The organism is Bacillus sp. PDNC022 (assembly GCF_016919285.1).
Taxonomy (GTDB): Bacteria; Bacillota; Bacilli; order Bacillales; family Bacillaceae; genus Bacillus; species Bacillus safensis.
This window is the reverse complement of sequence record NZ_CP070345.1, coordinates 842,924-866,418: the sequence shown is the minus strand read 5'-3', so window position 1 is coordinate 866,418 and position 23,495 is coordinate 842,924. Positions and strand designations below refer to the sequence as shown.

Below are 23,495 nucleotides of genomic sequence, written 5' to 3'. Positions count from 1 at the left end.
AATTGATATAAACAATATATAATTTAGATCAAAACAATCTCTTTTTGAGATAGATGGGTGTGAAGTGCAAAAATGGAGCTTCGTCAGTTACGTTATTTTGTAGAAGTCGCAGACCGTGAACACGTGTCAGAAGCGGCTGAAAACTTACATGTTGCCCAATCTGCTATCAGCCGGCAGATTGCGAATTTAGAAGAAGAACTTGGAGTGGCCTTATTCGAACGAGAAGGACGAAATATCAAATTAACGAAGATCGGCAGACAATTTTTAGATCATGTCAGAACTGCACTCAAAGCCATTGATTATGCGAAAGAGCAAATTGATGAATACTTAGATCCGCACAAAGGAACGGTGAATATTGGCTTTCCTACAAGTCTAGCAAGCCAAGTACTCCCTTCTGTTATCTCCGCCTTTAAGCAGGAATATCCAGAGGTCGATTTTTTACTTCGTCAAGGATCCTATAAATTTCTCATTGAAGCGGTCAAAAATCGAGATATCGATCTCGCCTTTTTAGGCCCTGTACCGACAAACGATTCTCAAATAGAAGGAAATATTTTATTTTCCGAAAGCATATATGCCCTTTTACCGGTTAGCCACCCCTTTAGCGGACAAAGGAGTATTCATTTAAGTGATTTAAGAAAGGATCATTTCGTGTTATTTCCTGAAGGGTATGTGCTGAGACAAATTGCGGTTGATGCTTGTAAGCAGGCAGGCTATGAGCCCACCATTTCATCTGAAGGAGAAGATTTGGATGCCATTAAAGGTCTCGTATCGGCAGGTATGGGCGTTACCTTATTACCCGAAAGCGCCTTTTATGAAACAACACCGAGATTTACAGTGAAAATTCCGATCGATTTCCCTCAAGTGAGAAGAACGGTTGGAATTATTGCATCTAAAACAAGAGAAATGTCTCCTTCTGCCCATGATTTTTATGTGTTTGTGAAGGATTTCTTTTCGAAAATTGAACAATATAAATAATTCACTAAAACAAGACATTTCATTTGTAGAAATAATCCCTCTTTGTATATGATGGGTTACAGAACAAAAGACTATATGGAAGAAAGGTATTCGTATGAAATCAATTTTATCGTTTTTAAAGCCGTATCGGCTGTCCGTTGTGTCCATTGTCATTCTCACTTTTTTAAGCAGTATGCTCCAGCTGTATTTACCGACGTTAACAGCAGATATCGTTGATGTCGGTATCGTCCAGGGAGATATTGCTTACATATGGAAGGTTGGCGGCTGGATGGTGGCTTGTTCTTTACTCGCCATTTTGCTCACCATTTGGAAGTCTTACTTGTCATCAAAGACAGCGCTTGGCTTCGGGCGTGATATGAGAAGACAGCTTTTTGTACATGTCGAAAAATTTTCATTAGAAGAATTTCAAAAGATCGGCACATCTTCCTTTATTACAAGATCAACAAATGATGTGAAACAAGTCCAAGATGTGACGATCATGATTTTACAAATGATGACGCGGGCCCCGCTCATGCTTGTGGGCGGAATCATTTTGGCTGTTTCCAGGGATGCTGTCCTGTCTCTTATCTTTTTAGCAGCCCTCCCCCTTCTTGGCGGATTCATCTATTTGGTGTCAAGAAAAGCCATTCCGCTATTTGGCCAGCTTCAGAAAAAAACAGACCGGCTGAATTTAATTATGCGAGAATCTCTTTCAGGCATCCGCGTCATTCGTGCCTTTAACCGTGTAGATGATGAAAAGGAGCGATTCCAAGAAGCCAACACGTCCTATAAGGATACTGGTCTTAGAGTCAACCGATTAATGGCTTACTTGTTTCCATTTATGCTGATCATCATGAACTTCACAAATATCGGCATTGTCTGGCTTGGGGCAAACCGAATTGATGCCGGGGAAATGGAAGTTGGGAATCTCATTGCCTTCATTCAATATGCGATGATGATTTTAATGGCACTTATTATGCTGTCGATGAGCTTTATTATGGTCCCAAGAGCACAAGCTTCAGCTAAACGCATGAATGAAGTGTTAAACATGGAGCCGAAAATTCAAGACAAAGAAGAGTCTATGACGGACCTGCGCACACCAGCTCAATCCATTCGCTTTGAGGGTGTGTCATTTTATTACTCAAATGCTGAGAAACCGGCCGTTCAAGGTATCACGTTTGAAGCCAAAACTGGTGAAACGACAGCCATCATCGGAAGTACGGGTTCTGGGAAAACCACGCTTCTTCAGCTGATGACGCGCTTTTATGAAGTGACAGAAGGCCGGATTACACTAGACGGTGTAGACATTAGAGAGCTGCCTCAAGAGAAACTGAGAAACCAGATGGGCTATGTCTCTCAAAAAGCTGTTTTATTCAGTGGAACTATTGCCGAAAATGTGCGCTTTGGCAATCAGGATGCAAGCGATGAAGACGTCTGGAAGGCGCTGCGAACTGCACAGGCCGAAGAATTTGTTCTGCAAAAAGATGGCGAAATTGATGCAGAAATTGATCAAGGTGGTTCCAATCTATCCGGCGGCCAAAAGCAGCGGCTTTCCATTGCAAGGGCGCTAGTGCGAAAACCATCATTCTATCTGTTTGACGATAGCTTTTCAGCACTTGATTACAAAACAGATGCGAAGCTGCGGGCATCATTAGAAGCAGAAAAAGCTCATGCAGCCCTCATCATTGTGGCTCAACGAATCAGTACAGTGAAGCATAGTGATAAAATCATTGTACTTGATGAAGGGAAAATCGCAGGTATCGGAACACATGAACAATTATTAAAGGACAATCTTGTATACCAAGAGATTGTCGCATCTCAGGAAGGTCAGGAGGTGGAGCGAGGATGAGTAAGAAAATGTCTTCCGGCATGGGCCATAAAGGCGGTCACCCTAAAGGGCCGGCCGCAAAACCGAAGGAATTTAAGAAAACACTGCTTCGTTTGACAGGCTACTTAAAACCTAGGAAATTTCAGCTGATCATCGTCTTCATTGCAGCGATTGGGTCAACTGTCTTTAACGTCATTAGTCCGAAGCTGCTTGGGGATGCCACCTCTTCCCTATTTGACAGCTTTACGAATGGAACAGCCGTTCAATTTGACGTCATTTCACGAATTCTTTTGCTGCTTGTCGTGCTGTACGTCGTTGCTTCTCTCTTTTCATTCGTTCAGCAATATGTCATGGCCGGTGTCTCTCAACAGACCATCGCTGAATTACGGAAAGAAGCAAATGACAAGCTCACACGTCTCCCCCTTCGTTATTTTGATAAAACAACCCACGGGGACACACTAAGCCGTGTGATGAATGATATCGATAATATTAATACATCGCTTCAGCAGGCGCTCACCCAAGTGATTACATCTGTGATTACAGTCATTGGGATTGTCGTGATGATGCTCTTCATCAGTCCGCTGCTTACGCTTCTTGTTTGTTTGACGCTGCCACTCAGCCTGTTTGCGATTCGCGGTATTACGTCATTTTCTCAAAAGCATTTTAAAGCGCAGCAAAAAGAGCTTGGGACGATTAATGGACATATTAATGAGATGTTCACAGGACATCAGACAGTTCGTGCGTATGGCTACGAAAAGAAAGCGATCGATACATTTGATCAATTAAATGAAAAGCTGTATGAATCATCAAGGAAAGCGCAGTTCATTTCTGGTTTAATGATGCCCATGATGACCTTTATTGGGAACCTTGGCTATGTGGCAGTCAGTGTAGCCGGCGGGATTCTTGTCATTAACGGGAATATTCGTGTCGGGGATGTGCAGGCGTTTATCCAATACACACAGCAAATGTCTCAGCCGCTTGTGCAAGCATCAAGTGTCGCAAACTTAGTTCAATCAGCGATCGCGTCTGCTGAAAGGGTGTTTGAAATCCTTGATGAGGAAGAAGAAAGTACCGAAGAAGATGCGGCAATTGATCTTGCATCACTATCAGGTGATGTAAGCTTTGAACAAGTTCAATTCGGATATGAAAAAGATCATCCGATTATTAAAGATTTGAATTTAGATGTGCAAGAAGGACAGACGGTTGCCATTGTCGGACCAACAGGTGCAGGAAAAACAACTATCATCAATCTTTTAATGCGTTTTTACGAATTAGATCAAGGCTCCATACGCATTGGCGGTGTCAAAACTACTGACATCAGCCGTCAGCAAGTACGAGACTTATTTGCGATGGTTCTTCAGGATACGTGGCTCTTTGAAGGAACGATTTACGACAACATTGCCTATGGCAGGCAGGATGTTTCCAAAGAGGATGTCATCAAAGCCGCCAAACATGCCTATGCAGATGATTTCATCCGCACGCTTCCAGATGGATATGACACACTGTTAACAGAAGATGCAGGCAACCTGTCTCAAGGTCAGCGCCAGCTGTTAACCATCGCCCGTGCCATTTTATCAGATCCAAAGATCTTGATATTAGATGAAGCAACAAGCAGTGTGGATACACGGACAGAGATGCATATTCAAAAAGCAATGAATGAATTGATGAAAGGCAGAACGAGCTTCGTGATTGCACACAGACTTTCAACAATCAAGGATGCAGACCTCATTTTAGTCATGAAGGATGGCACCATCATTGAAAAAGGATCGCACAGCGAACTTTTAAAACAAAAAGGCTTTTATGCAGACTTATATATGAGTCAATTTGCCGAAAATCAAGTGGGTTAACATCAAAAAAGAGGATAGACGCGCATGTCACATGCTGTCTATCCTCTTTTCATTTGTCATCTGCTCGCTTCTTCACTTTTACACTGAGCTTCGTTATATACTCTGCTTCATCTTTAGACATGAGCGAATGAAGTAAATACTCCTCAAATACATCTCCATCCAGCATCATGCCCTCTTTCTCGATTGCATCTAATAAATGCGAATAAGCAGATTCGATCTCTTCATATGTTCCTTGATCATACATCACCGCATAGAGCCCGCCAGGTTTTTTGACTGCCCCTGGGCCATCCATACGGCAGAACAGCTGATCTGACTCATCATAGTGCCGCTTACAGAACTGCTCCTTTTTTAAGACAGAACCATTTGCCGCAGCCCCTTTTATGCCAACTCCCTTTAAAAACTCCCCTACAATACGTGATATTTCTTCTACAGGTGTATTGAAGTCGATCGGGTTTGATGCACTTAGTATAACTGGTTCTTCTGGCAGCTCTTGAAACAGGACCTCCCCTATTTTCACAGTTGCTAATTCATGTGTCGTCTCCATCACCCGCATAAGAAAAGCCTGGATATCTTGAAGCTTTTCAATCTCTTGTTTGACCTTTTCTATTTGGTCGGCCGCTAGGCTTTGCAGTCTCTCGCGGGAAGGCTCTGTGAAGTATTGTTTTAACTCTTTGATCGGAAATTGAACAGCTCGCAGAGATTGAATCGCAATAAAATGGTCAAATTGCTCGAGTGTATAGTAACGGTATCCATTTTCATGAACACCAGCCGGCTTAAATAAATCGATTTTATCATAATACAGAAGCGTATCCTTTTTTACATCAAATAGCTTGGCAAATTCTCCAGTGAAAAACGTTTTTTGCACATCATTGATCATGATGAAGGCTCCTTTCTTGACTATGGAGTAACTCCACCCTTTATCATAACATGCAGAAACATCACTACGCAGAGAAAGGATAAGAAAATGAACAAAATAACTCAACATGAAGTGACATTAGCACAAGCAAATAAAGAGGATTTCCCTTCTATGAAAAAAGAGCTGCAGAAAGCTTTTACTGCTGGCGTGATTGACGCATTTGGCGGTGCAGAGGATGGTCCGATTCCTCCAGATGAAGTGATTGATGAGTCTTTTCATTCCAATGACCACATTGTTTATCATATTATGCTAAATGGTGAAAAGGCAGGCGGCGTTGTGATCAAAATCAACCAAGAGACACATCACAACTCGGTTGATTTGCTATACATCTCATCATCCTCTCACGGCCGGGGCATTGGTCAGGCAGCATGGAAAGCGATCGAGGCGCAATATCCAGAAACGATTGTATGGGAGGTTGTGACCCCTTATTTTGAAAAACGCAACATTCATTTCTATGTCAATAAGTGCGGCTTTCAAATCGTTGAATTTTATCACTTACACCATCCAGATCCAAACGCACCTCATGAAGCAGCAGATCCAGGCAATGAACCTTTAGCACCTGAGGAATTTGAATTTTTTAAATTTGAGAAGGTCATGAAACCAATAACAAAATAATTGAGATCCTTTCAACCACAAAAGTCGATCCTTCTACTACTATTCGAAGATCGACTTTATGATTTTTATTAATCTAGCGTTATTTTAAAACCGTCATATGCAAACATCATATCCTCAGGTAAGTATTCACCTCGTTGAATGATGTCTATGTCATGTGATAAGTGTGTTAAGATCATTTTTTTCGGTTGTAACTTTTGTTTTAACTCCATTGCTTCATTCACATCATAAACCGACCTTTTATTGGGCGGCTGATTTTCTTTCCAGAAAGAAGTCCCGAATATCAATGAATCAAGGTGGTAGAAAGGCAACCATTGCTCATCAGTTACTTGAAAGGAATCAGATAAATAGGCCCATTTATATCCATTTATTTTTTGAACTAAAATTCCATAAGACGAACCGTTATGACCATGATTTACTTTATGAAAAGAAATTTTATTGCCATCACTTACCCATTTCGTTGTTCCTACAAAAGTTAGCCCTTTTCTATTATTTAAGTAAGGAAATCGCTCCTTTAACTGATTAATTACATCTGGAGGACTCACTATTTGTACTTGTTGATTATGCCAGAAGCATAAATCTGCAAAATCACCTAAACCACCGATATGATCGTTATGAGAATGAGTTATAAACACAACTGAAGGAATTGTTCTATTATTATAAGTTTGAAACTGGATCTTGAAATCGGGTGAAATATCGATAAGATAGCTCTTGTTGCCTAAATAAAATTCACAACTCGGCCTAGTTCGTTGATTGTCTGGTAAGCCCGATTTACAAACTGGACACTTGCATAACAATCTAGGTACCCCTTGAGCATCGCTTGTTCCATAAAATATAAGTGAATCCATCTCATTTCTCCTTTTATAACTCAGCTAAATTTTAGATTTATTATCTAATGAAACCTACTATTCTCCATAGTTAATCAACATTTGTAATCAGACTACCAATTATAGTTATAAAAGTAAATATATTGATTGATATATATATATCCAAACTTTCTAATTATCTAAGAATTTCATTATTAATTTGAAAGCTAGTTTTTAAGTATTCGTGCAGTCTCACTAAAAAACACTACCCCATAAAAAGGTAGTGTTTCTTGAATCTTTTCTAGCTTCTAATCTGACCGTCACCACTTAGAAGCAGCTTAGTTGTCGTAAGTGCAGGAAGTCCCATCGGCCCTCTTGCGTGCAGTTTTTGAGTAGAGATGCCAATTTCAGCTCCGTAGCCAAGTGCGCCGCCGTCTGTAAAGCGAGTCGATGCGTTATGATAAACGGCTGCCGCATCTACTTCGTTTAGAAACGTGAGTGCATTTTTTTCATCTTCTGTCACGATGGCTTCTGAATGTTTTGTGCCGTACTGATCGATATGGCTGATCGCTTCCTCAATTGAATCGACTACCTTTACCGCAAGATCCAGACTTAAATACTCATCTGTCCAATCTACTTCCCCAGCAGGAACCGCGTTTGAGAAGTAAGACTCTGCTGCCTGATCGCCATGAACAGTGACATGGTGTTCCTGCAAAGCTTCATTTAATGAGGCAGCATTCTCTTTCAGCCAATCGCGATGAATGATCAGCGTCTCAAGTGCATTACATACAGCCGGACGATTCGTTTTTGCATTGATCACAATTTCAACGGCTTTTTTCACATTCGCGGTTTGATCAATATAGACATGACAGTTTCCTGTCCCTGTTTCAAGCACTGGGATAGTGGATTCTTTTACCACTGTTTTGATTAAAGAAGCTCCGCCTCGCGGAATTAACACATCGATCCATTCTTTTAGTTGAAACATCGCCTGAACCGATGAACGGTCTGTTTGTTCAATCAATTGCACCGCATCACGCGGAATTGTTGTTTGATCCAATGCTTCATGAATCACACTGACAATGGCTTTGTTGGAAGAAATAGCGGAGGAACCGCCTTTTAAAATCACTGAGTTGCCTGCCTTAAGGGCAAGGCCTGCTGCATCGACAGTGACATTCGGTCTCGCTTCATAGATCATCCCGATCACGCCGAGTGGTACTCTTCGGCTTTTCACGTGTAAGCCGTTATCAAGAGTCCATTCATCCAATATTTCTCCAACAGGATCTGTTAATCTCGTCACAAGCCGCAAACTTTCAGCAAACTCATGAATTCTTTCTTCATTTAACATTAATCGATCCATAAGTGCCTCTGAGAAGCCCTTTTCTTTACCAGCATCTAAATCCTTTTGATTCTCCTCTAAAATGAAGCTGCTTTTTTGCTCTAACGCTTCTGCCATTTTAAGCAGCGCGTCATTTTTTTCCTCTGTCTGAAGTAAACCAAGTTTTTTTGAAACGTGCTTTGCCTTTTTCGCTTTTTCTTTGACCGATGTGACAACTTCAGCTGTCAGTGTCATGGAATTCCTCCCTTTTTGGTTAACAAACTGGTATTGATAAATCTAAATGACAAACAAATGCTTCAAGATCGACAACATGCACGATTTCATCTTGTAACAAGTCACTCTTACGTGCGAGTTCATCTGATGCATAATTCACAACGCCAAGCCCTATTTCTCTTCCATCTTGATCTAAAATACGGACAACATCGCCTTTTTTAAACGAACCTTTCACATTGACAATCCCATCAGAATCAAGGCTTCCCTCACGGTGCATGAGGAATTCCTGTGTTTTCTCTTGAACCACGATCTCACCCTTTGGTCCAGAATGAAAGGCAATCCACTGCTTCTTATAGTTGAGCGGCGCTACATTTTCGTCAGCGGTAAAATAAGTGCCGTCCTCTGTCCCATTGATCGCTTTGTCTAAAATGTGAGGCGTATCGGCTTTTCCTAAAAAGCCGTTAATACCTGCGGCCATTGATATTTTAAAGGCATCGAGCTTTGATTTCATTCCGCCTGTACCTACGCTGCTGCCTGCGTCTCCAGCAGCTGCTTCGATGTCTTCTGTGATGTCTGTCACTTCGAGAATTCTCTTCGCATTTGGATTAGTATGAGGATTATCTTCATACAAGCCATCGATATCAGATAAAATAACAAGGAAATCCGCATCAATGAGTCCAGCTACTTTTGCAGACAATGTATCGTTGTCTCCAAACTTCAACCGATCGATCGTCACTGTATCATTTTCATTAATAATTGGGATGATGCCTCGATCCAATAACACGTTCATTGTGTTACGCACATTTTGATAGCGCGTTTCATCAGAAAAATCACTTCTTGTGATTAAGAGCTGTGAGGCAATATAACCGTGTGATAAAAATAAAGTAGAATATGATTCCATTAAAAGCCCTTGCCCAATTGAGGCAGATGCCTGCTTTTCCGGCAGTGTTTTGGGTCTATCGATAAATCCTAGTTTTCGGTAACCAGCTGCAACCGCACCAGATGAAACCAAAATGACTTCGTGTCCTTCATCTTTAAGTTTCACAATTTGATTGACGAGGTTTTCTAGTTTTTTCAAACTAATCTCACCTTGAAAGCTAGTAAGAGAGCTGCTTCCAATTTTCACAACAATTCGTTTTCTCTCTTTATCTGCGTACACCTTATCACTCCTGTACCTGAGCTCTATTTATATAGATACTTTTTGTTTTTGCTGATTGCTTATCTCTTTTGATCGATTGGCAGCATGTTTGACAGCTTGCTTGATCGCTTCTCCCCCGCCAAAATCATCTAATGCATTCAGTCCTGCAGCAGTTGTTCCATTTGGTGACGTAATTTTCTCTCTTAAGACTGAAGGATTTTCCTCTGTTTCTTGCAGCATTTTTGCCGCACCGAGGAGGGTCTGCGCGCCAATTTGGCGAGACAATTCCTTTGATAAACCTGCCTCTTCTCCTGCTTCTTCGATTCTTTCCATTAAGAAATAAAAGTAGGCAGGCCCGCTTCCAGCTATTCCAGTGAAGATATCCATTTGCTCTTCCTGAATGGTATAGACTTCGCCCATTTCAGATAAAAGAGCCTGACTTATGCTCATATGATCGTTTTTCACATAACGTCCAGCAGATAAAGCAGTCGCTGACGCCCCGATCGTACTTGATGTATTTGGCATGACCCTCATAACAGGCTGGCCTTCGTGCAGCATGTCTTCAATATACGATAGCTTCACACCTGCAAGGACAGACATGATGAGCTGATCTGGCCGAATATGAGGTTTTAATGATTCAAGTGCTGCTTCAGCATCCTTTGGTTTCATGGCCAGGATCAACATATCCATTTCTTCAAAAGGAAATGAATCCATTGCGGCTGTTTGGATTCCGTATCGTTTCGTTAGGTCATTCAATCGAAGTTGATTTTGTCTGTTTGTTGCGTAAATTTGGCCTAGCGGCATCTGTCCTGATCGTACAATCCCTGCGATCATTCCTTCCGCCATAGAACCTGCTCCAATGAAAGCAACTTTCTTTTGATCAATGATATTGATCCTCTCCCTTGTTCGCTTTTTGTTCGTGTTTTTCACACGTTAGTTATCGTAACATGATGAGAAATCGTGTCAAGAAAGAGCCAGCGCTTTTCAAAAGTCCCGAATGCATGGCCGGCAGCTTGCTGCAAGTATGTTAGCCGTGTTTTTCAAATACAGTAATTTAGATCAAAAGAACTATGATCATTTGAATCATAGGACCCTTTCGTTCGACTGAATTCACCATTTTATTTTTGGTTTCGGTGACTTCACTTCTATTTTTTAGAAAGCGCTCTCATTTTAATAACTTTCTATTTTCCTATATGGTGAATGTGCTTGAATCTTTCGATTAGACTATTGACATATTTTAGAAAACATGTCCGTTGAAATGATATTTTTCTGGTGATACCGTGAAAGAGAAATCATGTGAAAAAGGAGCGTTCATAATGAAAGTGAAAGAAAACTATGTCAATGTGATTCCAATGAAAGAAATCCGTTCTACCAATGACCTTCTTTTCCCATTCCCTATTTACAATGAGCTGCGTGCAGAGAGTGATATTAGATATGATGAGACAAGAAAGTGCTGGGATCTCTTTCGATATGCAGATATCCAGTCTGTTCTAAAGCAGCCTAAAGTGTTTTCTTCACAGCGAGGAAGAAGCACGTCTAAAACAAGTATTTTAACGATGGATCCTCCAAAACATACAAAGATGAGAGCGCTTGTGAATAAGGCATTTACCCCAAAAGCGATCAAGCAATTAGAAGATAAGATCAAAGACCTGACACATGATCTATTAAATCAAGTCAAGGATCAACGTACGTTTGATATTGTGCAAGATTTAGCAGCTCCCCTGCCAGTGATGATCATCGCTGAGCTTCTCGGTGCAGAGGTGCAGGACAGAGAGCTGATTAAAAAACATTCTGATGCCCTTGTGGCAGGTGCTAAGGATGAATCAAAAGAAGCCATTCAGGCTGTTGTAGATATGCAGAAACGCGCCGAAGAGGAGCTGTCCGTTTATTTTGCTCATTTGATCAAAAAACGAAAAGAAACGCCTGCCGATGACTTGATCTCACTTCTCATTCAAGCGGAAATCGATGGAGAGCGTTTAACCGAGAATGAACTGCTTGGCTTTTGTATTCTATTACTCGTTGCAGGCAATGAGACAACGACTAATTTAATAACCAATGCCGTACGACTGCTGACAGAGCAGCCTCATATCGCTGAAACAGTTCGACAGGACCCCTCTCTTATTCCTCAATTGACTGAGGAAACGCTGCGGTATTATCCGCCTGTTCAAGCCATTGGCCGAATCGCCGCAGAGGATGTTGAAATTGCAGGCGCACGCATTGAAAAAGGAGACTACCTCATCAGCTGGGTTGCTTCAGCAAATCGGGATGAACTGAAGTTTGAAGATCCAGATACGTTCCGGCTTGACCGGAAATCAAATCCGCATATGAGTTTTGGATTTGGCATTCATTTTTGTCTCGGTGCACCGCTTGCCCGGCTTGAAAGCAACATTGCGCTTGACGTTTTACTCCATACGTTTCAAGACATCACCTGTATTGCAGATCAGCTAAAACCTATTCAAAGCACGTTTGTTTTTGGGGTAAAAGAATTTCCTGTACAAGTCACCCGTTTTTAAAAGTCCCTTTTCAGGGGCTTTTTTTCATTTTCTTCAATTCATCATCTCTTTCTTACCTTCCTCCTCCGAACATGCTAAAATAAAGTCCATACAAAGTGATAACGGAATGCAGAAAGGAAGCCGAAAACTCATGACCGATTATACAGCGATGAAAGACGGAATATTCAAATCAGTTTGTTCGTTAGATTGCCCGGATCAGTGCGGTCTTTTAATACATAAAGAAAATGGAAAGATCGTGAAAGTGCAAGGAGATCCGGACCACCCTGTCACACAAGGAAACATATGCAACAAAGTGCGTAATGTCACAGCCCGTTTATATGATGAAAAAAGGCTGACCACTCCTTTAAAACGTGTTGGGCAAAAAGGCGAAGCACAGTTTGCGCCGATTACGTGGGAAGAAGCCATTGAAACCATTCGGCAAAAATGGACAAAGCTGATCGAAGAAAAAGGGTCAGAAAGCATTCTGCCTTACAGCTTCTATGGAAACATGGGCAACCTCAACGCAGAAGGTATGGACCGCCGCTTTTTTTACCGTCTTGGTTCAAGTCAGTTAGACCGGACGATCTGTCAGTCAGCGGGAACGACTGGCTATAAATATACAATGGGTGCGAGCATTGGGACAGATCCTGAAGACACCATTCATACGAAACTATTTATCTTTTGGGGCATCAATGCCGTGTCGACAAATATGCACCAAATTACCTTGGCACAAAAAGCGCGAAAACAAGGAGCGAAGATTGTTGTAATTGATGTTCACAAGAACCAAACCGGCCGGATGGCAGATTGGTTCATTCCGCTTCGGCCAGGTACTGACAGTGCGCTTGCCCTTGGCATCATGCATGTCCTTTTTAAAGAGGAACGTACAAATGAAGCATTTTTAGAGACTTACACGGTCGGCCATAAAGAGCTGCGCGAGCATGTAAAGCAGTATGATCCAGACACAGTTGAGCGCATCACGGGTGTGCCTAAGGATGACATCATCACACTTGCGAGAATGTACGCTGAGACATCACCCTCTCTTATTCGCATTGGGAATGGTTTACAGCATCATGATAATGGCGGGATGAGTATTAGAACCATTTCCTGCCTCCCTGCCCTGACTGGTCAATGGCTGCACAAGGGCGGCGGAGCGATGAAATCAAACTCTTCTTTTCTCAGCTATAATGAAACAGCTCTTCAGCGGCCGGATTTATTAAAAGAACGCACGCCTAGATCATTTAATATGAATCAGCTGGGCAGCGTGCTGACAAGCGCAGAGCCTTCCGTTGATTCTCTCTTTATCTATTCGTGCAACCCAGCGGTTGTAACACCAGAAGCGAATAAAGTAAGAGAAGGCTTGCTGAGAGAGGATTTATTTACAGTGGTTCATGATTTATTCCTGACAGAAACAGCGGCGTATGCAGACATTGTCCTGCCGGCGACATCAGCCTTTGAAAACGAGGATTTCTATACGTCATACTGGCATCATTATATTCAAATTCAGGAGCCCGTAATTGAACGCTACGGAGAAAGCAAATCCAATACTGAAGTATTCCGCCTGTTAGCCCATGCGATGGGCTTTGAAGATGAAGCCTTCCGCGAGACAGATGCTGAACTGATGGAACAAGCCCTTCATCATCCAGAAAATCAGCATTATGAGGACATTTCATACGAGGCATTAAAAGAAAAGAAATGGATCAAAGCGAAACGTGGATCTTTCGAGGAATTAAAGCTTCAAACCCCAAGCGGGAAAATTGAGCTTTATTCTGAACAAATGAAGAAAGACGGGTATCCAGCACTTCCAACCTATGTGCCCCTTTATCAGGAAAGCGATTATCCGCTTACCTTTATACCGGGACCGAACCATAACTTTCTGAATTCTACCTTCTCACTTCATGAAAAGCATCAAAAGCTTGAGAAATTTCCGAAGCTTCACATGAATGAAGAAGATGCAAAGGAAAGAAAGATTGAAGATGGTGACATGGTGCGTGTGCTGAACGATCGAGGAGAGTGTGAGCTTGTCGTGTCAGTCGGTCAAAATGTATTATCTGGTGTTGTGGTCAGTCAAGGATTATGGGCAGATCAAAAAGGCAAAAAGCATTTAGTGAATGGGTTAACGCCTGATCGATTGGCAGATATGGGCGGCGGCGCGACGTTCTTTTCTGGCAGAGTGGAAGTTGAAAAATTATCATAGAAAAAGTAAAAGCCAGCAAAAAACTGCTGGCTTTTTTATAAGCTTTTATCGTCCAATAAACAGCTGATTGGTCATCACATTCGCACTTCCGCTGCTCTGGTAGCCTTCTACAGTAAATGCCGTTTCATACATTTTACCCATTGGCATGCCTAAGCTTTCCCATTTATTAAAATGCGCACTGACGGAGACCGTTCCGCTTGTACGCTTTGTTTGCCGTACACTCCAGTATTGCTTGAAGGTCGCGATCCCGATAATGGAAGGCTGATTGACGCGGGTCGTTTCATAAATGTCATATGTGCCTCCATCAGCATAAAATGATCCTTTATACGCTCCTGTTGGACGATACGTGCCCCATGAATCAACAATGTAGTATTCTGCTAGTGGAGATTGTGTCCAGCCATAGACACATAAGTAGGAATTCCCACCTGGGTTAAAGGCTGCGTTGTAATTGATGGAGATGTTGCCAAGCTGATGATGAGTTTTAGTGGAATCAAACTTCTTTCCTTTCCGAAATAAAGCATTTCCGATATTGTTCCAGCCTGCACTAAATGCGCCGCCGTTATTGAGTGTCATCGAGGTGTTTCCGTGATCCTTCCATAATTCATAATCGTACCCGCTATGTGTACCCATTTCATTATTATAAATCGTTCTTGCATGAGCTGGCACAGCAGTCAATATCATCACAAATCCAATACACATCACAAACAACAGCCTCAATCTTTTCAAATTCATTTTCCATCCCTCTCCTTTTTTCATCCATATTGTTCTGTCATCCCTAAGGTGAAAAACCCATCACCTCCTTTCATGCAGACCTTTCTGCTAGATGGAACGATACTGCTTTAACCCGGCATGGATGTCTCTTGTTTGTGTATAAATCCTTTGATACAAATGAAATAGATCGGCATATACTTCCGCATGCTGCTGCTCTGGCTCATAAACAGCAGCTTGATGAATCAACTGATTAGCACATGCTTCAAGTGACGGATACCATCCGCAGCCAACCGCGGCAAGCATAGCTGCACCTAAAGCAGGCCCTTGTTCGTTGTCTAACTGGATGACTTCAGCCTGAAAAATGTCTGCTTGCATTTGAAGCCATGTCCGGCTTCTCGCACCGCCGCCAATAGACACAATAGAATCTATGTTTTTTCCTGCCTGCCGGAATAATGCGATAGATTCATTCAGCGAAAAGGTAATTCCCTCTAACACAGCCCTGACAACATGTGCCCTTTCATGCCTGCTGTCTAATCCAATCAAACTGCCGCGAATGGTCGAATCCGCATGAGGTGTTCTTTCCCCGACTAAATAGGGTGTAAAGAGCAATCCTTTCGCTCCTGGCGCTACATGAGCTGCACCTTCTAAAAGTGATTGAAACGATTCCTCAGGAGCCAGTAAGTGTTTTGCCCAGTTAAGACTATATCCTGCTGAAAGGGTGACACCCATTGTGTAAAAAGCGTCTTTTTTTGCATGATGAAACAAATGCAAATTCCCTTGAAGCTCCCTTTCATGATTCTCTTCGTAGGAGAGAATCACCCCAGATGTGCCGATACTGCATAACGTGCGGTCAGACGATAAAATGCCAGCACCAATTGCTCCGCAGGCATTATCTGCCCCGCCGGCAAAAACCTTCGCGTCTTCTTTCATCCCAACTTCACGTGCAATGTGCGGCAAAAGTGTACCAACCTCCGCCTCTGATGTGACAAGCGGCGGGCAAATATGAAGAGGAATATCAAATGCCTGACAAATCTCCTCACTCCACGTCTGTTCACCGATATTTAACAGCAAGGTGCCGGCCGCATCAGAATAATCGATATGGACAGCGCCTGTTAAACGAAATCTGACATAATCTTTTGGAAGTAAAAACATGTCGATTTGCTGATCAATATGTGGTTCATGTTCCTTTACCCATAATAATTTAGGCAGTGTGAATCCTTCTAACGCCTGGTTTTTTGTGATCTTTTGCAGCCGGTCTCCCAGCTTTTTTGTGATATGCGTACATTGTGCTGTCGTTCGTGTATCATTCCATAAAATTGCAGGGCGGAGCACTTCGCGAGATTCATTTAATAGAACTAAACCATGCATCTGTCCGGAAAAACTGATGCCTTCGACTTGTCTTGAATGGACAGGCTGCTTTGCCAACAGTTCTTTCATCACAGCGATTGTCTGCTCTACCCAATCCTCCGGGTGCTGCTCACAATACCCTGGTTTTTCTTGAATGAGGCGGTAAGGCATAGAGGCTTCGCAGCACACCTTTCCGCTCTCATCGACTAATATCGCTTTAACCCCGCTCGTTCCAAGATCAATTCCCATTACATACTTCATGTTTTCACTCCTTCAAAACAGGGCCGCCCCTTCAATTAATCTTCTAACAAGTATTGATTTAAACGAGCTTTCAGCTGTTCCTCTCTTCCCGATTCGTTTCTGATCAAAGGATGTTTCATCGCATATTCTTCTAATGTATGAAAGTTTGCCTTCCCTTCTGAAATGTCACGTCCAATTCCTTCAGAAAAGCTGCGATACCGGTTCTTTATAACATCCTCAAACACACGATCTTCTATGAGTCTATGAGCGACCCGCAGTCCTTTTGCGAATGCATCCATCCCAGCAATATGGGCATATAAAATATCTTCAAGTTCAAAGGAAGCTCTTCTCACTTTTGCATCAAAATTGAGACCGCCAGCCCCTAGCCCGCCATTTTGCAAAATTTCATACATGGCGAGAGTTGTGGCATACAGATCGGTTGGAAATTCGTCTGTATCCCACCCAAGAAGCGAATTTCCTTGGTTCGCATCAACAGAACCTAGCAGACCATGAATTCTTGCGACACGTAATTCATGCTCAAACGTATGACCAGCCAGCGTCGCATGATTGGCTTCGATATTTAATTTGAAATGTGAATCTAATCCGTATTGCTTTAAAAAGGCGATGGATGTCGCTGCATCTGTGTCGTATTGATGAGTTGTTGGCTCCTTTGGCTTTGGCTCGATTAAAAATTGGCCAGTGTACCCAATTTCTTTTGCATAATCAACAGCCATATGCAAGAAAGACGCCATGTGATCAAGCTCCCTTTTCATATCTGTATTAAGCAGCGTATCGTACCCTTCTCGTCCACCCCAGAAGACATAATTTTCTGCACCGAGTTCTTTGGCGGTTTCGATGCCTTTTTTAACCTGTGCGGCCGCATAGGCAAAGACATCTGCATGACAAGATGTCGCAGCGCCGTGTACAAATCTAGGGTGCTTGAACATATTGGCCGTGTTCCACAGCAGCTTTACTCCGCTTTGCTTCATGTATTCTTTCATTCTTTCTAAAATGATGTCTAATTGTTGATTGGTCTCTTGAAGCGTCTCCCCCTCTGGCGCGATGTCACGGTCATGGAATGAAAAATACGGAACATCCAATAGGTCAAAAAGCTGAAAAGCGACTTCCAATCTCGCTTTTGCTAAATCCATTCCGCTATAGGAGTCCCATGCTCTTTGCATCGTCCCAGTTCCAAACATGTCTGTTCCATCAGCAGTCAATGTATGCCAATAAGCAACTGAAAAGCGCAGGTGGTCTTTCATTGTTTTTCCGCCAATCACTTCGCTTGCATTATAGTATTGAAAAGCGAGTGGATTTTTTGATTGTTTCCCTTCATATTGAATTTTGCCGATTCCTTCTAGACTGTATAATGTTTTCATATTTGATTTAGCCATTCTTCATTCCTCCTGAGTACACTTTGTAAGTTGATACAACAAACTAATGATCAATCTATGAAAAAAACACTTTGAATTTTCCATATTTTTTAGTTTTTTAGAAATATTTTCGTTATAATAAAGTTAAAATCATCTTTCTTATCGAATACATGCGAAAAAAAGCAGCTCTTCTCAACTTAATCTAAAGACGAAACAAATGGAGTGGATAACGTGGATATCGCTGATCAGAACTTTGTCAAAAAAATAAATCAAAAACTTTTATTAAAAGAAATTCTCCAGCATGCGCCTATTTCGAGAGCAAAATTATCTGAACGCACTGGATTAAATAAATCGACTGTTTCTTCTCAAGTAAGTACGTTAATGAAAGAACATCTCGTCTATGAGATCGGTCAAGGTGAGTCTAGCGGCGGAAGAAGACCGGTTTTATTAATGTTTAATAAACGTGCTGGCTGCTCTATTGGGATTGATGTCGGCGTTGATTATGTCAATGGCATATTAACAGACCTTGAAGGGTCCATTCTTTACGAAGAACAGATCATGCTCCCATCCAGCTCTCCTGATGTGACGATACGTAAATTAATTGAATTAATACAGCAGCTCATCACACAAATGCCCTCTTCACCATACGGGCTCGTTGGCATTGGCCTATGCATACATGGGTTAGTGGATGCAGATGAACAAATCGTGTTTACACCCCATTCCAAATGGAAAAATGTTGATCTGAAAAAGACGCTCCAAGACACGTTCCAAGTACCGATTTTCATTGAAAATGAAGCAAATGCCGGTGCATATGGTGAAAAAATCTTTGGTGCCGCTAAACATTATGACCATTTGATCTATGCAAGCATTGGCACTGGCATCGGGATCGGAATCATCATCAATCATCATTTATACAGAGGGGCGTACGGCTTTTCTGGTGAAATGGGACATATGACGATCGATTTTAATGGCCCAACATGCAGCTGCGGAAACCGCGGATGCTGGGAATTGTATGCTTCTGAAAAAGCTTTGTTTCAGTCTCTTCAAACAGATGATCAGCATATCTCCCATCAAGATCTGGAACAGCTGGCCAAGTTAAATGATATGAAAACGCTCAATGCCCTGCGCAACTTTGGTTTTTACCTTGGCGTTGGTCTCACAAACGTCCTCCATACCTTTAATCCGCAAGCCATTATTTTAAGAAACAAAGTGATCGAATCACATCAATCGGTTCTACGCGTGATTGAGGAGGAAGTATCCTCGCGAATGGATACGCAATTCAGCTCACATGTAGAGCTGCTCCCTTCATCATTAGGACACAATGCACCAGTATTGGGGATGACATCTCTTGTCATAGAAGCTTTTCTGCAAGATGCCACTCTCACAACATGATCTATAGAATTTTCAAAAAGAGGCAGCCCATAGCGAGTTGTCTTTTTTATTCGTCTGTTTCTTCATAGCGAAAATAGTGAAAATCAGCAGGAAGACGCTCGCCGCTTGTATCTTGGCACTGCATACCGACAAATGCCCCTGTAAAAAACCCCCCACCTCGAATGAAATCATCGGATAAATGGATGGATTCAAGCGGTACATCAATTTCCTTCCACTCTTTTTGATCAAAAGAATAAGAATATTTATATGTCTCTTTCCGAACGGTCACTTTTAAATAGACATAAGTGACCTCGTCAGGAATGATGATTTTATGTGCCAATGGCTGAGAAAAGGCAAGGTTTTTACAGACAGATAGTTCAAGCGTGCGGCCAAGTTCCTCATCATATGTCACCTGGAGTGCTGTCCAGTTTTCCGTATTATAATAATTCACAAGACCTGCGGCTTGCTGAAAGTTTTCTGGGAAGAACGAAACAGCAGTCTCTGCCTCAAAATAAAAGCTTTGCCAGCGCCTTGCAACGAAAGCTTGGGTGAATTTAGACGTTAAGGATTCGTGACCGAATAACCTTAAATGCTGTGGTTTCTCCGTTAACGAACCAATCTGATCGGTAAACGGAATTCTTAATGTTTGAAAGTGTCTATTTAGTGTTGATTCTTTAAATTCATCGACTGTATGATAAGTTGGTGCAAAAACCTTTTCGTCGATCTCTGGCGCTTCAACCTCAAGTGTCCCCTCTTTTCCGCCTACAACATAAGGCCAGCCATCCTTCCATTCAAGCTTTTGAATCGCTGTTTCTCTTCCTAAAGGACACCACCCTCTCTGTTGAAAAATAGATTCCTTGCTTGATTGAATCGGGCGGCCAGTGAGATGAGCGAGATACCATTCATTTGTATGCGTTTGAACGATTGAAGCATGCCCGCATTTTTGAAGCGGATGTTCAGGCGTATGGAAGGCACTTAAAATCGGGTTATCAGGATGAACCTCATAAGGCCCTTCAATATGCGGGGACCGGGCGATTGTTGCTGCATGCTCATACCTAGTACCTCCTTCTGCCGTTAATAAGTAGTAGTAGTCACCGATATGATACAGATGCGGCGCTTCTGTCAGTTTAATCGGTGTGCCTTTAAAAATAACCTTCCGTTGACCGATGAGCTTCTTTTCAGCCACACTATATTCCTGCAAGGCAATACCTGCAAAGGAATGATGCTTTTCCCTATGATCCCACAGCATATTTAAGACGTATTTCTTCCCGCTGTGATCATGGAATAAAGATGGATCAAAGCCGGAGCTGTTGAGCCGGATCGGTTCACTCCAATCGCCGTCCACTTCGCTTGCCGTGACCAAATAATTATGACCGTCTTTAAATGGACCTTCCACGACTTTGATATCTGAATAAATAAGCCAAAACTGCCCATCCGCATAGCTTAAACACGGCGCCCATACTCCGCCAGAATCAGGATTTCCCTTCATATCCAGCTGCGACGTTTTTTGCAAAGGACGCGCAGCAAGTCGCCAATGGACGAGATCCTTTGAATGGTAAATTTGCACCCCTGGAAACCATTCAAATGTAGAGACGGCCATATAATAATCTTCTCCTACACGGCAAATACTTGGGTCGGGGTTAAACCCTTTGAGCACTGGATTGGTAATCTTCATTGAACTTCCTCCTCTTTCAGAGACCTACATTTTAAAATCGTCCATATGATCGATATATACCTTGTCTCTATTCTCAAGCTCCCGTACGACTTTTTTATGTTTTTCTTCATCTAGGTTATAAAAATTAATATCAATCATCGCTAAAATCAGTAAGCATACAGGAATCACCGTTGTCGTGATTAAAATGCCCAGTAATGCTTCTGGTGTTTGCATTTGATTCGCAATGTAGCCAAAGCGATCGAGTACAAGCCCTGGCACAATCCCGCCTAATGCCATCCCAAATTTAAAGAAGAATCCGATGATGGCATAGATGAGTCCGCCCATCCTTTTCCCTGTTTTATATTCGCCATATTCAACGGTTTCAGGAATGAGTGCCCACATGTAAGCACCGGCTGTAATACTCCCTGCAGCTGCGACGAGCCTGAAAACAAGTATTAAAGTGATTTGACTCGGCGGTATCACAAGTAATGCAAGAAGACCTACAATATTCAGCAATAATGAATAATTAAGCAGCTTTTTCTTTCCTAACAGCTTGTGCAGTTTTGGAATAAACGGCAGCACCATTAAAGCTGGCAGACTGCCAATGAGCCCGTACCATTTCACTAAATCTTCTCTGCCAAGGTTATACGTCACATAATAAATCCCGACAGAGTTACTGATCGAGTTCACGCCAAAAATAATAATAAAGAAAATGCTTAATACAACAAGCGGACGATTGACACGTAACTGGACAAAGATATCACTGAACTTAATTTTTTCCTCCGGCTTTTGAAGCGTGACACGTTCATTTGTGCTTTTAAAACAGAAAATAAGTAAAGCACCGCCAAGAACGCCGAGTAAAGCCATCGTCATCTGCCAGCCGAGTGCTGTATTTCCTGTTGTATCACTCAAAAAAGTCGCAAGAAAAGGAACAAAAAAAGCAACAACTAGACCTCCAAGATTAGCAAAAAGCATACGAACCGACGTAATACTGACAACCTCTTGGTTATTTCTTGTCATTGCGGAAGTTAAAGCACCATAAGGAACATTGATAAATGTGTATGTAAGCGATAAACCAACATACGTGATGTAGGCATAAACGAGTTTACCCATTTCAGAAAAATCAGGTGTTGTAAAGCAAAGGATGGCGAGTACCACAAAAGGAAATGCACCGAATAGCAAGTAAGGTCTGAACCTGCCAAAACGGCTGTTCGTTCGATCCACCATTGCACCAATAAACGGATCTGCAAGCGCATCAATGGCGCGAACAACTAAAAACATCGTCCCTGCTGCCGCCGCTGATAAACCATACACATCTGTATAAAAAAATAATAGATACGTAGAGACAGTTGCATAAATCAAATTACATGCGAAATCTCCTGAAGCATATCCCACTTTTTCAGACATACGAATCTTTTTTAAATTCTCACTTACCATGAGCTTTCTCCCTTCTTCTCTTAGCCTCTTCTAACGAACAGATGATGGAGGGCAGCAGCAGTCAATGCAAAGAATATAAAGCGCTTTCAATTTGTTGTAAAAATGAAGCTGAATATCTAATCTTTTCAGCTTAGCCCACATACGCAGCAAATGATTTGAATGACAGAATCATCCCCTTTAATGGTCGGATCATCACTTGGAAACCATCTTAGTTTATCGACTAAACAAACTAAGATGAATTCATTTTATAAAATCTGATCTGACTTTTCAATATTTTTTGAAAAAATAATCCAAATAATTGATTTCTTGTCATTTTTCCGGCTGAAATGACGTGAAAAACTGAAGTGAATCATTTAATGGTTGCAATTCAGCTCACCCCATGCTATATTTATCAAGCGATGAGCTGAATTGTGTAAGTCGGGTAACATGTCTCCTTGAGACACACACGAATGTGGCGTGTGGTTATTCCGCCTCAATACGCAAAAGACATCTTCTCAGGAAGATGTCTTTTTTCTTATCCTATTTTTGTCCCATTTTCAACCGGCTCATCTGTGGCTAGTAAAACCACGTCTTCTTTTGACGGCATGCCCCCTAAGACAAGCACTTCTGATTTGAACCCTGCAATTCTTCTAGGCGGAAAATTGACGACTGCTACGATTTGTCTGCCAGTGAGACTCTCAGCCGTATAACGTTTTGTGAGCTGGGCACTGGATTGCTTTAGACCAATCTCTTCACCAAAATCAATCTTGAGTTTTAATGCAGGTACTCTTGCCTCTGCAAAAAATTCTGCTTCTATAATCGTCCCAACACGTATATCTAACGCCAAAAACTGTTCAATATCTGCCATCTGATTCTCTCCTCTTCTTTCAAGGGTAAGTTCATTTACTAGAGTCATCTATTGTTTTTTCATTGTAGCACATTCATCTCGTAAAAAAGTGAGTCAAAAAGCCGATTCATTGCAAAATCTTTTTAGTTTACATAATAATTTTATCGTCATGTATTAAATGTTTGCATCCTGAAAATGAA

At 41.9% G+C, this 23,495-nt stretch carries 18 protein-coding genes; 7 read left to right on the top strand and 11 right to left on the bottom strand.

What is annotated here, in order from left to right; genetic code table 11:
• The first annotated feature begins 72 nt into the window (after positions 1-72).
• From gltC to JVX94_RS04640, 3 genes are all read left to right on the top strand, one after another.
• Complete coding sequence (gltC, locus tag JVX94_RS04650; protein ID WP_034280677.1) at positions 73-975, top strand: glutamate biosynthesis transcriptional regulator GltC; 903 nt, start codon at positions 73-75, stop codon at positions 973-975.
• Between the two features lie 94 nt (positions 976-1,069).
• Positions 1,070-2,803, top strand: coding sequence for an ABC transporter ATP-binding protein (locus JVX94_RS04645; RefSeq protein ID WP_205184679.1), 1,734 nt, complete (start codon positions 1,070-1,072; stop codon positions 2,801-2,803).
• Positions 2,800-4,629: an ABC transporter ATP-binding protein gene (locus JVX94_RS04640; RefSeq protein WP_205184677.1), complete on the top strand. Its 1,830-nt coding sequence runs from the start codon at positions 2,800-2,802 to the stop codon at positions 4,627-4,629. The genes JVX94_RS04645 and JVX94_RS04640 overlap by 4 nt, the downstream gene beginning before the upstream one ends.
• Positions 4,630-4,678: 49 nt before the next feature.
• Here the strand turns inward: JVX94_RS04640 and JVX94_RS04635 are convergent, their stop codons facing one another.
• Positions 4,679-5,506, bottom strand: a complete 828-nt coding sequence (locus JVX94_RS04635) for a MerR family transcriptional regulator (protein ID WP_197198162.1) — start codon at positions 5,504-5,506, stop codon at positions 4,679-4,681.
• 87 nt (positions 5,507-5,593) lie between these two features.
• On the opposite strand from JVX94_RS04635, the gene JVX94_RS04630 reads away from it, so the two are divergent.
• Entirely contained in the window at positions 5,594-6,160 is a 567-nt protein-coding gene (locus JVX94_RS04630; RefSeq protein ID WP_197198163.1) for a GNAT family N-acetyltransferase, read from the top strand.
• A 68-nt stretch (positions 6,161-6,228) separates the two neighbouring features.
• Here the strand turns inward: JVX94_RS04630 and JVX94_RS04625 are convergent, their stop codons facing one another.
• From JVX94_RS04625 to proC, 4 genes are all read right to left on the bottom strand, one after another.
• Complete coding sequence (locus tag JVX94_RS04625) at positions 6,229-7,005, bottom strand: MBL fold metallo-hydrolase (RefSeq protein ID WP_197198164.1); 777 nt, start codon at positions 7,003-7,005, stop codon at positions 6,229-6,231.
• A 259-nt stretch (positions 7,006-7,264) separates the two neighbouring features.
• Entirely contained in the window at positions 7,265-8,533 is a 1,269-nt protein-coding gene (locus JVX94_RS04620; RefSeq protein ID WP_205184675.1) for a glutamate-5-semialdehyde dehydrogenase, read from the bottom strand.
• 19 nt (positions 8,534-8,552) lie between these two features.
• A complete protein-coding gene (gene proB, locus JVX94_RS04615; protein ID WP_095408754.1) occupies positions 8,553-9,671 on the bottom strand; it encodes a glutamate 5-kinase in 1,119 nt (372 codons plus the stop codon).
• Positions 9,672-9,698: 27 nt separating this feature from the next.
• A complete protein-coding gene (gene proC / locus JVX94_RS04610) occupies positions 9,699-10,496 on the bottom strand; it encodes a pyrroline-5-carboxylate reductase (protein WP_240193799.1) in 798 nt (265 codons plus the stop codon).
• Positions 10,497-10,966: 470 nt separating this feature from the next.
• On the opposite strand from proC, the gene JVX94_RS04605 reads away from it, so the two are divergent.
• Positions 10,967-12,163: a cytochrome P450 gene (locus tag JVX94_RS04605; protein WP_205184669.1), complete on the top strand. Its 1,197-nt coding sequence runs from the start codon at positions 10,967-10,969 to the stop codon at positions 12,161-12,163.
• A 130-nt stretch (positions 12,164-12,293) separates the two neighbouring features.
• Positions 12,294-14,336, top strand: a complete 2,043-nt coding sequence (locus tag JVX94_RS04600) for a molybdopterin oxidoreductase family protein (protein ID WP_205185504.1) — start codon at positions 12,294-12,296, stop codon at positions 14,334-14,336.
• 45 nt (positions 14,337-14,381) lie between these two features.
• Here JVX94_RS04600 and JVX94_RS04595 read toward each other — a convergent pair whose 3' ends face one another.
• From JVX94_RS04595 to xylA, 3 genes are all read right to left on the bottom strand, one after another.
• Entirely contained in the window at positions 14,382-15,068 is a 687-nt protein-coding gene (locus JVX94_RS04595) for a glycoside hydrolase family 11 protein (protein ID WP_095408758.1), read from the bottom strand.
• A gap of 87 nt (positions 15,069-15,155) precedes the next feature.
• On the bottom strand, positions 15,156-16,655 hold the full coding sequence (gene xylB / locus JVX94_RS04590; protein ID WP_205184667.1) for a xylulokinase: 1,500 nt from the start codon (positions 16,653-16,655) through the stop codon (positions 15,156-15,158).
• A 35-nt stretch (positions 16,656-16,690) separates the two neighbouring features.
• Positions 16,691-18,028 (bottom strand): xylose isomerase, encoded by a 1,338-nt coding sequence (xylA, locus tag JVX94_RS04585; protein WP_205184665.1) that lies wholly within the window; start codon positions 18,026-18,028, stop codon positions 16,691-16,693.
• Positions 18,029-18,238: 210 nt separating this feature from the next.
• On the opposite strand from xylA, the gene xylR reads away from it, so the two are divergent.
• On the top strand, positions 18,239-19,399 hold the full coding sequence (gene xylR, locus JVX94_RS04580; protein WP_205184663.1) for a transcriptional repressor XylR: 1,161 nt from the start codon (positions 18,239-18,241) through the stop codon (positions 19,397-19,399).
• A 46-nt stretch (positions 19,400-19,445) separates the two neighbouring features.
• Here the strand turns inward: xylR and JVX94_RS04575 are convergent, their stop codons facing one another.
• The 3 genes from JVX94_RS04575 to csaA form a co-directional block, all read right to left on the bottom strand.
• On the bottom strand, positions 19,446-21,053 hold the full coding sequence (locus JVX94_RS04575) for a glycoside hydrolase family 43 protein (RefSeq protein ID WP_203128533.1): 1,608 nt from the start codon (positions 21,051-21,053) through the stop codon (positions 19,446-19,448).
• Positions 21,054-21,077: 24 nt separating this feature from the next.
• Positions 21,078-22,469, bottom strand: coding sequence for a glycoside-pentoside-hexuronide (GPH):cation symporter (locus JVX94_RS04570; protein ID WP_095408763.1), 1,392 nt, complete (start codon positions 22,467-22,469; stop codon positions 21,078-21,080).
• Positions 22,470-22,983: 514 nt separating this feature from the next.
• Positions 22,984-23,316, bottom strand: a complete 333-nt coding sequence (gene csaA, locus JVX94_RS04565; protein ID WP_041109443.1) for a chaperone CsaA — start codon at positions 23,314-23,316, stop codon at positions 22,984-22,986.
• Positions 23,317-23,495: the final 179 nt, after the last annotated feature.

Bases quoted from the DNA above. Each gene is read 5' to 3' on its own strand.
- proC (WP_240193799.1), bottom strand. From the start codon at position 10,496: ATGGCGGAAGGAATGATCGCAGGGATTGTACGATCAGGACAGATGCCG.
- xylB (WP_205184667.1), bottom strand. From the start codon at position 16,655: ATGAAGTATGTAATGGGAATTGATCTTGGAACGAGCGGGGTTAAAGCG.
- xylA (WP_205184665.1), bottom strand. From the start codon at position 18,028: ATGGCTAAATCAAATATGAAAACATTATACAGTCTAGAAGGAATCGGC.
- JVX94_RS04570 (WP_095408763.1), bottom strand. From the start codon at position 22,469: ATGGTAAGTGAGAATTTAAAAAAGATTCGTATGTCTGAAAAAGTGGGA.
- JVX94_RS04600 (WP_205185504.1), top strand. From the start codon at position 12,294: ATGACCGATTATACAGCGATGAAAGACGGAATATTCAAATCAGTTTGT.
- JVX94_RS04625 (WP_197198164.1), bottom strand. From the start codon at position 7,005: ATGGATTCACTTATATTTTATGGAACAAGCGATGCTCAAGGGGTACCT.
- JVX94_RS04640 (WP_205184677.1), top strand. From the start codon at position 2,800: ATGAGTAAGAAAATGTCTTCCGGCATGGGCCATAAAGGCGGTCACCCT.
- JVX94_RS04635 (WP_197198162.1), bottom strand. From the start codon at position 5,506: ATGATCAATGATGTGCAAAAAACGTTTTTCACTGGAGAATTTGCCAAG.
- JVX94_RS04630 (WP_197198163.1), top strand. From the start codon at position 5,594: ATGAACAAAATAACTCAACATGAAGTGACATTAGCACAAGCAAATAAA.
- csaA (WP_041109443.1), bottom strand. From the start codon at position 23,316: ATGGCAGATATTGAACAGTTTTTGGCGTTAGATATACGTGTTGGGACG.
- JVX94_RS04645 (WP_205184679.1), top strand. From the start codon at position 1,070: ATGAAATCAATTTTATCGTTTTTAAAGCCGTATCGGCTGTCCGTTGTG.
- gltC (WP_034280677.1), top strand. From the start codon at position 73: ATGGAGCTTCGTCAGTTACGTTATTTTGTAGAAGTCGCAGACCGTGAA.
- JVX94_RS04575 (WP_203128533.1), bottom strand. From the start codon at position 21,053: ATGAAGATTACCAATCCAGTGCTCAAAGGGTTTAACCCCGACCCAAGT.
- JVX94_RS04605 (WP_205184669.1), top strand. From the start codon at position 10,967: ATGAAAGTGAAAGAAAACTATGTCAATGTGATTCCAATGAAAGAAATC.
- JVX94_RS04595 (WP_095408758.1), bottom strand. From the start codon at position 15,068: ATGAATTTGAAAAGATTGAGGCTGTTGTTTGTGATGTGTATTGGATTT.
- JVX94_RS04620 (WP_205184675.1), bottom strand. From the start codon at position 8,533: ATGACACTGACAGCTGAAGTTGTCACATCGGTCAAAGAAAAAGCGAAA.